This window comes from Vibrio navarrensis, assembly GCF_000764325.1.
GTDB classification, from domain to species: Bacteria; Pseudomonadota; Gammaproteobacteria; order Enterobacterales; family Vibrionaceae; genus Vibrio; species Vibrio navarrensis.
On record NZ_JMCG01000001.1, the window covers coordinates 1,898,650 to 1,912,855 of the forward strand.

13 protein-coding genes are annotated in these 14,206 nt (G+C 49.2%); 6 read left to right on the top strand and 7 right to left on the bottom strand.

Features of this window, described 5'->3' with window-relative positions:
* Positions 1 to 96: 96 nt before the first annotated feature.
* Genes EA26_RS08395 through EA26_RS08405 form a run of 3 tightly spaced genes read right to left on the bottom strand, consistent with a single transcriptional unit; the run spans position 97 to position 3,480 of the window.
* Positions 97 to 2,100, bottom strand: coding sequence for a flavohemoglobin expression-modulating QEGLA motif protein (locus tag EA26_RS08395; RefSeq protein ID WP_039426666.1), 2,004 nt, complete (start codon positions 2,098 to 2,100; stop codon positions 97 to 99).
* Positions 2,081 to 3,121 (bottom strand): glutathione synthase, encoded by a 1,041-nt coding sequence (gene gshB, locus EA26_RS08400; RefSeq protein ID WP_039426668.1) that lies wholly within the window; start codon positions 3,119 to 3,121, stop codon positions 2,081 to 2,083. The genes EA26_RS08395 and gshB overlap by 20 nt, the downstream gene beginning before the upstream one ends.
* Entirely contained in the window at positions 3,121 to 3,480 is a 360-nt protein-coding gene (locus EA26_RS08405; RefSeq protein ID WP_039426671.1) for a MaoP family protein, read from the bottom strand. The genes gshB and EA26_RS08405 overlap by 1 nt, the downstream gene beginning before the upstream one ends.
* 149 nt (positions 3,481 to 3,629) lie before the next feature.
* Between EA26_RS08405 and EA26_RS08410 the strand changes: the two genes are divergently transcribed.
* Entirely contained in the window at positions 3,630 to 4,526 is an 897-nt protein-coding gene (locus tag EA26_RS08410) for a LysR family transcriptional regulator (RefSeq protein ID WP_039426674.1), read from the top strand.
* Between the two features lie 67 nt (positions 4,527 to 4,593).
* On the opposite strand, the gene EA26_RS08415 is transcribed toward EA26_RS08410, so the two are convergent.
* Positions 4,594 to 4,797, bottom strand: coding sequence for a hypothetical protein (locus tag EA26_RS08415; protein ID WP_039426677.1), 204 nt, complete (start codon positions 4,795 to 4,797; stop codon positions 4,594 to 4,596).
* Between the two features lie 226 nt (positions 4,798 to 5,023).
* Between EA26_RS08415 and EA26_RS08420 the strand changes: the two genes are divergently transcribed.
* Both EA26_RS08420 and EA26_RS08425 read left to right on the top strand, forming a co-directional pair.
* Entirely contained in the window at positions 5,024 to 6,391 is a 1,368-nt protein-coding gene (locus EA26_RS08420) for a DNA-3-methyladenine glycosylase 2 family protein (protein ID WP_039426680.1), read from the top strand.
* Position 6,392: 1 nt separating this feature from the next.
* Complete coding sequence (locus EA26_RS08425) at positions 6,393 to 6,872, top strand: methylated-DNA--[protein]-cysteine S-methyltransferase (protein WP_039426681.1); 480 nt, start codon at positions 6,393 to 6,395, stop codon at positions 6,870 to 6,872.
* 19 nt (positions 6,873 to 6,891) lie between these two features.
* Here EA26_RS08425 and EA26_RS08430 read toward each other — a convergent pair whose 3' ends face one another.
* Positions 6,892 to 7,500, bottom strand: a complete 609-nt coding sequence (locus EA26_RS08430) for a DUF6198 family protein (RefSeq protein WP_039426683.1) — start codon at positions 7,498 to 7,500, stop codon at positions 6,892 to 6,894.
* Between the two features lie 189 nt (positions 7,501 to 7,689).
* Here EA26_RS08430 and EA26_RS08435 point away from each other — a divergent pair, with 189 nt between their 5' ends.
* The gene (locus EA26_RS08435; protein WP_039426686.1) at positions 7,690 to 8,088 is read left to right on the top strand and encodes a GFA family protein; all 399 of its coding nucleotides are present in this window, start codon (positions 7,690 to 7,692) and stop codon (positions 8,086 to 8,088) included.
* An 82-nt stretch (positions 8,089 to 8,170) separates the two neighbouring features.
* Here the strand turns inward: EA26_RS08435 and nhaD are convergent, their stop codons facing one another.
* Positions 8,171 to 9,589, bottom strand: coding sequence for a sodium:proton antiporter NhaD (nhaD, locus tag EA26_RS08440; protein ID WP_404976179.1), 1,419 nt, complete (start codon positions 9,587 to 9,589; stop codon positions 8,171 to 8,173).
* A 438-nt stretch (positions 9,590 to 10,027) separates the two neighbouring features.
* On the opposite strand from nhaD, the gene EA26_RS08445 reads away from it, so the two are divergent.
* A complete protein-coding gene (locus EA26_RS08445; protein WP_039426691.1) occupies positions 10,028 to 10,621 on the top strand; it encodes a TetR/AcrR family transcriptional regulator in 594 nt (197 codons plus the stop codon).
* A gap of 85 nt (positions 10,622 to 10,706) precedes the next feature.
* On the top strand, positions 10,707 to 11,561 hold the full coding sequence (locus EA26_RS08450; protein ID WP_039426694.1) for an alpha/beta hydrolase: 855 nt from the start codon (positions 10,707 to 10,709) through the stop codon (positions 11,559 to 11,561).
* Between the two features lie 64 nt (positions 11,562 to 11,625).
* On the opposite strand, the gene EA26_RS08455 is transcribed toward EA26_RS08450, so the two are convergent.
* Positions 11,626 to 14,160, bottom strand: coding sequence for a glycosyl hydrolase family 18 protein (locus EA26_RS08455; RefSeq protein WP_039426697.1), 2,535 nt, complete (start codon positions 14,158 to 14,160; stop codon positions 11,626 to 11,628).
* Between the last annotated feature and the right edge of the window lie 46 nt (positions 14,161 to 14,206).

Here is a 14,206-nt window from a genome sequence, read left to right on the forward strand (position 1 = left end):
AAGAAGAGTGCAACTGCCGAGGCAGGTCATAAAATTCTAAGCTCCACGTGGTCTGTGGGGCTTTTTCTATGGGGTCGTTTTGCGGTTCAGTGGCCGTCAGATTTTTAGGCTGTCAATTAAACACGTGAGATGTGGCTCTGCCTCGGCACGCTTATCCATCAATAGATGAGGCGGTTTGGCTAACCAGCCACGCGCGACTAGTTCGTCAAGCAGATCGAGATAGCGATGGCTGCATTTTCCCAATAAAAGATTATTGAGGCTGCGCTGCTGCTCAAGTTGGCGCATGTGCAAAAAGCTGCTGAGATAGAGATGATCTTTGGTAAAACCGCCGCCCCGATAAACGCGCATGGTGGTGGTCCAGGCATTCTCTTGGTGCAGCGCCAGTTCCTCACGCAGATATTGGTATGTTTGGTAGAAATGGTGCTCCTTGAGCATCGAGTGCACCGCCAGTACTCGCGTGGCTAAGAGTTTCAGCCGCTGGTGGGACATCCAGCCCGCGTTGTATTCGGCCAAGATGGCCAGCCCTTCTTGAGTGGCGGCCGCGCCGGGCAAACCTAAACGAAACAGATTGAGCGGCTGCTTTCTTGCATTCAGCGTTGTCGCCATATGCACGCCAAGCTCGTGGTGGATTAAACGCTGCACTTCGGCGTGAGAAAAGCCTGCTTTGCCATTGATCAGCAGAGTCGGTGGTTGGGAGGTCACCATGGCTTTGGCCGCCAATGACGTAGACACAGTGACTTTACACGGCATGTGCCACTGTTCGGCTGCCTGTTGCATTAACTGCTTGGCCTGCTGTGCGTTGTATTGCTCGATTTCATCCTCTGCCAGCGCTTTGGCGTAAAGAAGAAACTGAGCGTTATTGATCGCGTTGCTATCCGGGCGGCCATAGTGGCGCAAAGAGTGATACAGAAACGATTCTTGGCCGACGTGGGTAAGCAGATCGACTTGTTCGCTCAAGCTGTTGAGCGTGTCGCTGTAAAGCTGGCGCATGTCTGGATCGGCAATCTCTTCAATCGGTAAGCGATACAACTGAGATTTAAACTCGTTGGCATGCAGGGGAAGCTGACGGTAACGGTAGTCTGGTTGATAGCGACTAGGCGCAGATTCAAAACGCTTTTTCTCTGCACTAAGATTGGTTGGGTTGACGTATTTAAGTGTTTCCAATTTTTGCGCCAGTTTGTACAGCGCCTTGTCAACGTGCAGTACCGCAGGTTCAATCGATGAGCTGAGCATGTCGGCTTTGCCAATGCGATGCTGGCGGTTAAAGCGGCGCTGAAAATAAGCACTTGTTTGGCTAAAGGCTTGCTTGAGCCCGGTTTGCAGAGCTTCCAACACCAGCGGAAATAGGGTTCCGCTCTCTTCCTCCATAAAGACTTTTTTCACTTCGGTTGGCAACACCAGCGTGCGGTCAAAGTGGGCATTGGTGTGGGAAATCAGATACCCTCGACCTTCAAAAACCGCATTGATTGCCGCGCTGGTGGTCATATTGGGTAGCGTTATCTGCTCAAGCTCAGTGCAGAAACGTTTCACTACCGGGCCCCAACGTTCCATATCGATCTGCGCCGTGCCGATGTTGAATACTGGCGCGTCGGTTTTCTGCCGTTTGTAGTTGTACGAATGAAGATCAAACACCACCACCATCCCGTGCAGAGCTTCTAGCCTGCCAATCAGTGCTTGATAGAGCGTGTAGAAAGCGGCATGTTTGCGATGGCTCTCTTGCCGTTGATGGGCGCTGAGCGCTTTTTGCCACACCTGTCGACTCCATGCCGATTTGTAATAGGTGCTGAGCGCCATCGGACGATTAAGATCGTACTCAAAACGAGAGTCCAGACCGATTAACGTAATCGGCTGGGAAGCGATCATTTGCTCGGTAAACGGGTCTTCTTCAAAAAAGCGTTCGTCTGGGTTAAGCAAGCACTGTTTGTGCAGCTCGGGTCTTAAACGATGTCCGGCGTGAATCGCGGTACAGACCACGGGAAGATATTCATCGATTTTAATGTAACAGCCCGCACCGATTAACTCGCCGTTAAATGGCAATCCTTGCTTGATAAACCCAAGCATCTCTTGCAAGGAGTAAGCATTAGTGTTCGATGTGTGCATTTTGCACGGCGCTGCGAAATGCGCTTTTGCGCTGTTGCAACAGGTCTTTTGAGTTGACGATGTTTTCAACAAAATCAATCACCTGACGCTGAAGGCGCACGCGGTTTAATTTGTTGATGCGTGTGATGCCACCGGGGCTGAGTACGTTCACTTCCACCAGCTTGTTACCAATCACATCGAGACCGGTAAAATAGAGGCCATCGCGAACTAATTTGGGCCCGATTGCCGCGCACAGACGGCGCTCCTCTTTGCTTATCACATGCTTAACCACCGAGCCGCCCGCGTGGACATTAGAGCGAAACTCTCCGCTCGCCGGGACGCAGCGCATCGCACCAATCGGCTCTCCGTTTAGCATCAGAATGCGCTTGTCACCCTCTTCAGCACCTTCGATATAATCTTGCAAAATCACGTAGTTACTCTGTTCCCCCTCGCCAATGTAAAAATCGAGCAGAGAGCGAAAGTTTTGCCGCGCGTTTTTCTCAATCACAATCACGCCATGACCGCCAAAGCCATTGAGTGGCTTTAGGATCATCTTCTCACAGGGGGATTCTTCCAACACGCGCTGAAGGTAATCGCGGTTTTTTGAAACGTGGGTGCTGGGGAGAAACTCGCTTGCCGCTCCGCCCATGCTGGCGGTGTAAAGCTTGTTATTGGCAATGCGTAGCCCTTCTAAGTCATTGATGATCAAGGTGTCATCTTTGATTGAATCAAGAAAGTTTAACGCCAGATTATCCAGTGGCGGATTGGCGCGCATAAAAATAACGTCAAAGCCCGCCATGGGGAGGCGGGCTTTTTGAAACTCAGCTTGGCGATAGAAAGTGGGCACTTTCTCGGAGATTTTTTGGCCCTTTTTCAGGACCTGACAGAAACCGAACACGTTGCTGTCACGAATGGTTAACCCGCTTGTTGTTGTAATGGCAACCGTATGGCCTCTGGACGCGCATTCATGCACTAAGCGCAACGTGGTGTCCGTTTCCGCACATACCTGCTCCCATGGATACATCAAAAAGCAGATATGCATTAATCTTCCTCGTTTAGGCTTGCGTCCTCTTCCACGTAATCATCCCCTGCGTCTGGCTTATTGCGGCCATTCAGGGTGTGAAAACGCTTGCGACCACGCGCTAAACGAACGTATTTGAGCCAAGTGCGTTCTACTTTGCTGTTGGCATTTTCTGGGTTATCCAACAGAGTCAGAAAATGTTCTTCTGCTTCGTTTTCTGGTGTCAATTCACCTGTTTCCAGAGCCTGCAAAGTGTCCCCATAAAGTGTTAGGATTTCCTCTTCTGCCAGAGTAAAATCACCGGACTTGGCAAATCCTCTAGGAAACTTTGCGTTATCGTAAAAACGTTTTTTGCCATGACGAATCGTCGTGTCAGACATATCAAACAGCCTCTATAACCGTTATTGATCAACAATGATGATTTACGGCGAAAATTAGGCGCAAAGTTAACAAAAGAAAAACAAAACATTTTTATCGAAAAGATTGTTTTTTATTGTTAATCTGATGCCGATTAACCCGGAGAAGTGCAATGGACGTAAAGGTCTTTCGAACATTTTTAGAGTTGGCTAAGGTCCGTCATTTTGGTCGAGCGGCAGAAAATCTCTACATTACTCAGGCTGCGGTGAGCGCTCGAATTAAGCAGCTAGAAAGCTATTTTGATACCCAGTTATTTATTCGTGATCGCAACAACATCAAATTGACGTCCGCAGGTGAGCGTTTGGTTGGCTACGCGGAAGTGATGGTAGCGACGCTGCAGCAGGCTAAATTAGAGCTTTCTATGCAAGATGGACGAGGATTGCAATTGACACTGGGTGGAACGCCTAACGTGTGGGATGCCTATCTGCAAAACTGTTTGAGTGTGGTGAGCGATGCGTTTGGTGGCTACGGTTTTATCGCCGAAGTGATGGGGCGGGAGCAACTCAATCGTGGCTTGCAAGAACGTACCTTAGACATGGCGTTTGCGTTTGACCAAATTAAAGCCGATGAACTGTACTGCAAAAAAGTGGCCGATTTAGTGTTGGTGCTGGTGTCGACTCAGCCGCACAACAAAGAGACGGTGTTTGACGACAAATATGTTTACGTCGATTGGGGCACCAAATTTGCGTCTGAGCACGCCGAGCGCCACCCCAAAAGCATGGCTCCATACTTACGTACTTCGACTGCGCGCATTGCCTTGGACTTCATTTTAGAGAAAGGGGGCAGCGCTTATTTGCCGGCTTCTTTGGTCCAGCCGTTCATTGCCAATGAGCAACTGTATCGTGTCCCTAGCGTTGAGGATTGGTATCGTCCAATCTATCTGAGCTATCGCAAAGCCAGTTCGACCATAGATGCGATTCGCCAAGTGGAAGAGCTGGTGAAGATGATCGATCCATTAACTGCCTACAGTTTGCAACAAGTGGCCGAGCGGCCTGTTGACGACGAATAAAATTGTTCTGGCCCAAACAGACAACAAAAAGCTTCATGAAGAGGCTTTTTGTGTTTTAGGAGCGGCGCTACAGGTTCATCAGGTTTTCAAGAGAATCCTCAATATTGTTGCAGTGATAGGTTCGGATAAAGTTCCCATCACGGGCGTTGATTTGAATGGTTGAAATACTTTTAGGCCCCTGAGCTTCAATGATGCCTAGAGAGTCTTCTACTGAGTTGCTGGTAATGACATTGCTGTTGCGCGGCACAATAATGCAGGTATGCAGATCCATAGCCGTTTTTCCTTCTATTTGACGTTGCTGACCCAGTCATTAATAAGCGGTGAACTGGTGTCACAATTTTTACCTTAGTTCAGTTTGATAAATTTGCCACAAGAATGAACAAAATGGAGATTTAGCATGGTCGTGAAACTTCATTCGTCATCATTGAGTTCCGAAAATGGCTGGTTGTGCGCGCTGTGATGTTTACAATTAGGGCATCAAGCGAAGGAGTGTTTTTGTGGCGATATCAGTCTATTCACCGTTGACGACAGAGCAATGCCAGCAGGCAAGAATGGCGCGTGACAGTCGTTTCGACGGCTTATTTTATGTAGCGGTAAAAACCACACGCATCTTTTGTCGTCCGGTTTGTCCGGCTAATCTGCCGAAAGAAGAAAATGTGGAGTACTACAGCGATCGCACCCAAGCGCTTGATGCAGGCTATCGACCTTGTTTGCGTTGTAGGCCAGAAAGTCACCCAGGCTCTTGGGCGTGGAAAGGGGTGGAAACCACCTTCCAGCGTGCACTGCATCTTATTGACAGTGGCGCGTTGCAGCAGCACTCACTCACTGAACTTGCACAGCGATTGGGCGTGAGCGATCGTTATGTGCGGCAACTTTTTTCACGCTATTTGGGTATCGCGCCCAAGCAGTACGCCCAATATCAACAACTGATGTTTGCCAAACAACTGCTGCACATGAGTAATCTCAGTGTCACAGACATCGGCTTTGCCGCGGGTTTTAACAGCACGCGTCGCTTTAATGATGCTTTTAAAAAAGTGATCCAGTTGACCCCCTCACAGGTGCGGCGAGAAGTCACGCTGCCAGCCGGTGAACAAGCGCTGATTATCCCTTTTCAGGGCGCTCTCAATTGGTCACATATGCTGAATTTCTACCGTTTGCGCGCCATTGAGGGTGTCGAGCAAGTGGATGAGAACAGCTATTCCCGATTTGCAGATTTGGCGGGAGCACGCGCTTGGTTTAGGGTGCAGAAAACGGCAGAACAGCAGATGACGGTGTGGTTTCGATTAGACGATGTTGGCCAACTGCATTTGTTGGTGAAAAAAGTTCGCCAAATGCTCGATCTGAATTGCAATACCGATAACATTGAGCGCCATTTGCAGTCACTCGCCCTTGGCCTTGTCAAACAAACTGGTATTCGCATTCCCGGTGTGTGGAATACGTGGGAAGCGGGCGTTCGCGCTATTTTAGGTCAGCAAGTGTCGGTTAAGGCGGCCATCGGACAGCTTAACTTGCTGGTGAGCACGTTAATGCCAGAGCCTAGTGAGCGTTGTTTCCCAACCCCTTTGCAACTTGCTCAAGCGAATCTCGATTTTCTGCGTATGCCGCAAAGTCGTAAAGAGACCTTGCATCGCTTCGCCTGTTATGTGCAAGACAACCCTGATGCGGATCCAAAAACGTGGTTAGCGCTCAAAGGGATAGGTCCATGGACGGTCAGTTATGCGCAGCTCAGGGGAGAATCGCGCCCAGATTGCTTTTTAGATAAGGACTTGGTAGTGAAAAAAGCCTTGTTAGCTTATCCGCAACTGAACGCAAAAACGGCCTCCCCATGGGGCAGTTACGCCACTTTTCATCTATGGAATCAATAAGATGAACTATTACACTATCGCACCAAGCCCGCTGGGTGAGATGACGTTACAAGCCAATGATGAAGGCATCCTTGGCATCTGGTTTACCACTCAAACGACTCGGCCTGATGATCTCGGACAGGAAGATGCCAACCACCCAGTACTTGGTCTGGCGTTAACTCAGTTGAATGAATACTTCTCAGGAAAAAGGACCCAATTCGATTTGCCGATTGCGGCTAAAGGAACCGCTTTTCAGATGCAGGTTTGGCAGGCGTTAACCACCATTCCTTACGGAGAAACATGGAGTTATCAGGAGTTAGCCAATACGATTGGCAACCCCAAAGCAGTTCGGGCGGTGGGGCTTGCCAACGGTAAAAACCCGGTTTCAATTGTAGTGCCTTGCCATCGTGTGATTGGTAAAAACGGCAAACTAACGGGTTATGCGGGCGGCATTGAGCGTAAACAGTGGTTATTGGAAAGAGAAAGCAATCAGGGACGATAAGTCCCTGACTAATTGATTGTTAAGCCGTTTGAGTTTTTGCTTGATAGCGCCCGGGTTTGTGATTCATGGCCAAAATCAAGTTGGTGGCCACTGCGCCTAACACGGAGAGTGCAATCAGAGTGGGCTCAACAATAAACAGCGACATGATGACGATGCTGCAATCGAGTGCCATTTGCACTTTGCCTGCTCGGATGCCAAAACGTTGTTGTAAAAACAGCGCAAGAATGTTGAAGCCGCCCAAACTCATTTTGTGGCGGAAAATGATCAGCATGCCTATCCCAATCAATCCGCCGCCCAATAGCGCTGCGTAGAACGGGTCAATATGCGCGATTTCAATCACGTGATGCAGATGGTCAACGGCGAGAGAGACAATCGTGACCGCGATAAAGGTGTTGATGGTAAAACGCCAACCCATGCGCAGCACGGAAAGTAGGTAAAAAGGCAAGTTGAGGGCAAAAAATACCTGACCGAAACTAAAATCGCTGATTTTTGTCAGGAAAATCGCTAATCCAGCGGTACCACCAGTGAGTAGTCCCACTTTACTGAAAAAAATGACGCCGAGTGAAACCAAGGCACTACCGAGCGTCAGAGCCAATAGATTTTCTCTGAGGCTATGATCTTTATCCATTTATCATGATTCCTTTCTTATTTGGTTGTCAAAGACGTAAAACGGGCTAAAGATGTCGATTATTGTGTTTTTTGTCGAGTGGCATACTTAAATCGGCAAAATGTTATGTGTTTAACAAAATTTACACGGCTGAATTGAGGTTGAGGGAAAAAACGAGTTCGCTACAAGGCGCATACAAGGAGAGCATCGATGATCAAACAAATTGGAAAAACCCCGATCTTAGAAAAACACACGGCTTCCTGCCATTGTGGCAAGGTCGTGCTCGAACTGAGCCTGCCCAATGGCGTTGAGAAACCAAGACGTTGTGACTGCTCCATCTGCCGCCGAAAAGGGGCCATCGTCGCTTCGGTAAAATTGGACGGTATCCGTATTTTGCAAGGTGAAGAATCGCTCAAGCTGTACCAATTTAATACCCACACCGCCAAGCACTACTTTTGCTCTCACTGCGGCATCTATACTCATCATCAGCGTCGTTCCGCGCCGGATGAATATGGCTACAACCTAGGCTGTCTGGATGGTGTGAACCCGTATGAGTTGGGCGATGTGCCGCTCATGGATGGCGTCAACCACCCAGCGGACCAGCAATAATTGGCAAAGTTGATTTCTGCGCCAAAGCGCGCCAAGCGAAAGCTTTATCGGGGCAAACGAATCGGTTTACCCCTTTTTCGTTTCAGAGCGTAAACAGCGCGGAGTTAAACATTAAGTGGACGGCAATGCTGGCAAAGTAACCAAACAAAATCACAGGTGTCCATTTTAGGTGGCCAAAGAAGGTATATTGCCCTCTGGCTGCGCCCATCAATGCGACACCTGCCGCTGAACCAATCGAGAGTAAACTGCCGCCAACGCCTGCGGTCAGCGTGACGAGTAGCCAGTTACCCATCGACATGGCGGGCTCCATACTCAACACGGCGAACATTACCGGGATGTTATCAACAATCGCCGAGAGAAAACCAACCATGACGTTGGCCCAGATCGGATCCCACTCGCTGTACATGGTGAGCGAAACCACGTGCAAATAGCCAAGCAAACTGAGCCCACCGACACACATCACTACGCCGTAGAAAAACAGCAAGGTGTCCCATTCGGCGCGCGAAATACGGTGAAAAACATCAAATGGCATCACCGAACCTAAACGTTTCAACGCCTCTTCATCGCCATTGGCAATGGCGATGGTGGTTTTTCTCGCCAAAGAACGCACCAAGGTTTTTCTGAGAAAATAGCCAAAAAACTGCAGATAGGCCAAGCCCATCATCATTCCCATCACAGGCGGAAAATGCAGCACGGCATGGAAAGCTACCGCCGTGGCGATAGTCAGGACGAACAGAGCGACGATACGCCTTGCACCACGTTTCATTTCGACGTGCTGGTGAATGGTTTGTGGTCGTTCTTGAGGAATAAAAAACGACATGATCAAAGCGGGCACCAAGTAGTTGATGGCGGAAGGCAGAAACAGCGGCATAAACTGAGAAAAACTGACATGGCCAGCTTGCCACACCATCAAAGTGGTGATGTCGCCAAATGGGCTGAATGCGCCTCCAGCGTTGGCCGCTACCACGATATTGATACAGGCAATATTGACAAAGCGCCGATTATCGCCGGAAACTTTGAGCACCACGGTGCACATCAAAAGAGCAGTGGTCAGGTTATCGGCAATCGGAGAGATGAAAAATGCGAGAGAGCCCGTGAGCCAGAAGAGTTTGCGAAAATCGAAGCCTTTTCCCACCATCCAAGCCTGCAAAGCGTCAAACAATCCACGTTCTTCCATCGCGTTAATGTAGGTCATTGCCACCAGCAAGAACAGCAGTAGCTCGGCATATTCCAGTAAGTTGTGTTCTAAGGCCAGTTTGGCAACGTCACTTTGTCCATGTGTTTGATAAGCAAAACCAATCAGGATCCAGATGAGACCCGCCGCCAGCAGCACAGGCTTCGACTTACGCATCTTGAGATACTCTTCCAGCATCACCAAGAGATAGGCGAAAAGGAAAATAACCAGCGAGACGATTCCAATGGCAGAAGTGGTGTGATCAAGCGTACTGGTGTCCGCCGCATGACTCCAAGTAGGAAAAAATAGCAGGATGAATGCAGCCATCCATTGAAAAATGCTCATAGAAATTTCTCCTTATTTGTTTGGAGAAATTCTAGACACAAATTAACGGCTTAGGTGTGATTACAGTCCAATTCGTTGGACGTCGCTAAGGTTAGCGTTTGAGACTGTATAAACCTGCGACACTGAGCAGAGCGGCAACAAGATACAGGCCATGAGACAACCAGGCGCTGAGTTCTAAAATCGGTGTTAATTGACTGGTCCACATAACCCCCTCCTTGCTATCTTTGGCTACAACATGTGGAATGAGCTGGCTACTTTACCTGGTTTGCCCGAAGTGGGATTTGAGTCGCAGTTTGCAAAGGTCTAATCACAATTTTGCTGAGGAAGATCATGGAAAATTCCTCGCTAGTTGATTGCTTCAGGTGTGACCAGATAATTATTGCTTGGTTGAAAAGAACGATCGTGCTAAAAAGGGCCATTATGAGTAAAGGTCGAATTACAAAAGAGTACATACTGCAGCAAGCGTTTCAGTTAGCCAGTGAAAATGGGCTAGACAGCTTAACCATTGGTGAACTGGCAAAGCAGTGCGGTATGTCGAAAAGTGGCTTGTTTGCCCACTTCAATGCCAGATTGAATTTGCAGTTGTCCGTGCTTGAGTACGCCAATCAAGTGTTTACCGAGCGTGTCATTGCGCCAGCAAGGCGGTTGGGGGATGGCGATATTGAACAGAAGATCCGCCAGCTGCTCGATAATTGGATGACGTGGAATCACTCTTTTCAAGGCAGTTGTATGTTTCTTGATGCGTGGAATGACGTAAGTAGCAAAGAGTGCGAGCTGCAAAACGCGTTGCGCCAATCGATAGGGCAGTGGCTGGATTACTTGCAAATTCAGGTAGAAAAAGGCATCGAACTCGGTGCGTTTCGTGCTGATCTGCAAGCGAAGCAAGCGGTATTTGAATTGTATGGCCTCTACTTAAGCGCTCACGTGTTCTATTCGATTCGTGGTAAGCAGGATAGCCAAACGCATTTTTGGTTAGGTGTTGAGAAATTATTGGTCAGTTGGCGCGCGCTTTAGGCGTCGATGAGTAAGGGCAACGCGGTTGCCCTTTTTAAAGCATGAAAATAGCACGGTCGTTCTATTGCGATCCAAGGACAACAAAATGAGTGAAAAAATCTACTTCAATACGTCAGGAAAGTTTAGCCTAAAGCGCAGTTTAGTGAACTGGTCTACTCGCTTGCATCATACGCTTGCCCCGACTCATGCGAAGAAAACCGCACGTAAGTTATTACTGACTCCGGCGCGAACGAAGAGCAAAAATGCACAACCGAATGGACTGGTGAAAGGCCAAGTCAGCACACCTCACGGCACTTTGACCACCTATCAGTTAGGTGCGGGGCCGGTTTGGGTGCTAACCCATGGTTGGTCAGGAACGGCCAGCCAGTTTTTCCCGCTAATGGAGTATATTGCTGCGCAAGGATTTACTGCGCTTGCCTATGATCATCCGGCGCATGGTGAGAGCTCAGGTGAGATTGGACACATTCCCGCTTTTGTCGAAGGTTTAGAGGCGATACTCGACTCAGTTGAGCAAATCGAAGGTTTGATCGGCCACAGCATGGGAACCGCATCCGCGCTTGAATGCCGTCATCGTAAACTGGAAAACAAGCCGATTTTGTTGATTGCACCCGTGCTCAATTATGTTGAGAACTTGTTCTCCAGCATTGAACGTTCAGGGTATTCGATGAAGCTGTTTAAGGCGGTGGTGTCAGAGGTTGAAGAGCAGTTCAATTATCCCATCCAGTCTATCGACCCGTATCGCCGTTTGGCAATGCGCGAAGCGCCGACCATCATAGTGCACGACCAGCAAGATAAATTCACCAGCCACGCAATATCGGCCTCTGCCGCCAGAGAAATGCCACGTGTTGAACTGATCAGTACCAGCGGTCAGGGGCATGGTCGTGTAATGAAATGTCAGCAAGTGTTTGAGAGCTTTGATCGTTTAGCCAGAGTGCGTTGAGAAAGCAAAGATCAGGTGCTTGCACCTGATCTTGGTTTTTAGTGGATTAAGTAACTAATGGAGGTTAGTTGCAGTTGGCTGGGCCCACTTCTTTCCATACGCCCCATTGACCAGATTTGGTTGGATCATCACCTTGAGTCCACCATTTCGCTTCCCAAGTTTTGTCTGCGTAAGTGACTTGCTGACCACCAGTGTAAACAGCGGATGCATCCCATGCATTACTACAGGTGCTGCCGCTATCTTTCTTCGCCACCACAACCGTTGTAGAAGCGACCGAGCTTGCTAAGCCATCACTCACGGTTACCGAGAAAACTAGGCTGGTATCTGCGCTGTATTCTGCGGCGGTGAAGGTCACTTTCGAGCCGTTAACTTGTGCGTTCAGCCCTTGTGGTAACTGCCAAGTGTAAGTTAAGACGTCGTTATCCGCATCGGAAGAAGCCGAAGCATCTACCACCACCACATCGCCAGCGTTGGCTGTTGCTGGCGCACTCACCTTCGCGACTGGCGCGGTGTTGACTGGGCCAGTATCTTTCGCTTTCACTGTGACCACAACAGTATCGGTTGCACTGGCACCATCAGCATCAGTGACGGTCAGTTGGAACGTCAAAGATTGATCGGCGGCCACTTCCGCTGCGCTAAAGCTGGCGGACGCGCTGTTTGCACCAGTTAATGTCACCGCTGTACCGCTGACTTGCTTCCACGCATAGCTAGCGATTGGCCCTTCTGCGTCTTTGGACGCAGAGCCATCGAGCGTCACAGTAGCAGGACCGACAACAGTGATGTCAGCGCCCGCATTAGCTGTGGGTTTTTTGTTTGGTGGTGTCACGACACCGCCAGTTAACCCTTCATGCATGGCATTAAGGATATCGCCGTTGTCGGCATCAATTTCCCACGAGAACAAGCCCGCTAAGCCTTGCGCTTTCGCATAAGCACCTTTGGCGAGCACTGAGCGATGGTCATCAAAGGTGATCAGCGTTCCTGTGCTACGGTTCCAAACGTACGGCGCTTCAGCTTGTGTATCATAGCCATATTCAAAGCCATTGATGCCGGTATTATCTGGCCCGAGCATGTAAGACTTAATGCCTTTGTAATCGATGACACCATCCTCCCAAACACCTTGGGCTGTGCTGCCTTTCAGTTTGCCTGTGCCTGTGCCTGTCATCGGATCGGTTGGGTCGGTGAGGGTACTCGGCATCACGCCTTCCCAACCACGGCCATACATCGCCGTTCCTAGTACCAACTTGTTCGCAGGTACGCCTTGTGCAAGCAACAACTGAATACCGTGATCGGCGGTGTACGCAGGGCCTTTGTATGGTACGCCATTCTCATCGACGCCAGTACCGTCACATTGGCCGGGGCGCATAAAGTTACCACAGTACAATGCCGTTTGATGTCCAGGCACATTGTTCCAACCGCCGTAGAAGTCATACGTCATGGCAAAGATGTAATCCATGTATTGGATTGCATCGGCATAGTTGACATCTTCGATCTTGTCATGGCCGACACCGATAGCGGAAGTCAGCTCGTAAGTTTTGCCTGTTTCTGCTTCTAACTCGTCTAGCATGGCGCGCAGTTCACGCATCAATGCTACATATGCAGGGCCGTCATTTATCGGATCGCCTTTATCTGCTGCTGCGCCGTCACCGCCAGGAAATTCCCAATCGATATCAACGCCGTCGTAAAACTTCCATGTGGTCAGGAAGCGTTTTACCGAGGCAACAAAGGTGTCACGGTTTTTCTTGTCAACGAAGTCATAGAATGGGTCAGACAAAGTCCATCCGCCGATAGATGGGATGATTTTCAGATCAGGATAACGCTGTTTGAGCGCCATCATCATCGCGTAGTTGCCTTTGATTGGCGTGCTGTACTGATGCCCGGCTTGTGGGAAACTTTTTTGGTAAGCGGCCCACGGGTCGTGGATCACCACTTCATAATCTGGCACTCCCTGACAGGCGGTTTGCAGTGCGTTGAAACTGTTGCCACCAACTGATTTGACCGATTCATTTGGACCACAGATAGGGATAAAACCGTAGAGAATATGAGTGAGATTTTGTGCCGGAAGGTTATCCACTGTGTAGTTGCGGCCGTAGATGCCCCACTCAACAAAGTAAGTGCCTACTACGGTATTCTTATCGGTGTTGTAAGACTTGTTGTTAGGGTCAACATTCATGACCAGTGGTTTTAAGTGCGCGCCATCGGTATCGGCAATGGTAATTTCTGCGGGGGCACTTTTGGCACAGCCAGTGGCATCACAAGCTTCGATTTCCATCTGGAATAAACCGCCTTTACCATACTGGAAAGTGGCTGTGGTCTGGCTACCAGAGATAGCACCAGAGGCCACTTTAACGCCATCAAAGTAGATATTGTATGTATCGCCAGTATTGCCACTCCATTGATTAAATTTCACCGATATGGTGGCTTGGTCATGATATTTCACCATCTGGTTGTAACCAGCCGTGGTTTCCATCGCGAGTTCAATTTTTGAAAACTGCAGATTGTTGGAGCCATACAGATCCAAGCTGGGTGCGGTAGGTACGGCAAGCGCGGTTCCGGAAAGAGCCAACGCAATACTCGCTGCACATAGGTTTAATTTGTTCATCATTTTTCTCTCAGTCCTTGAATGTTATGTCATTAAAAAGTGAGAC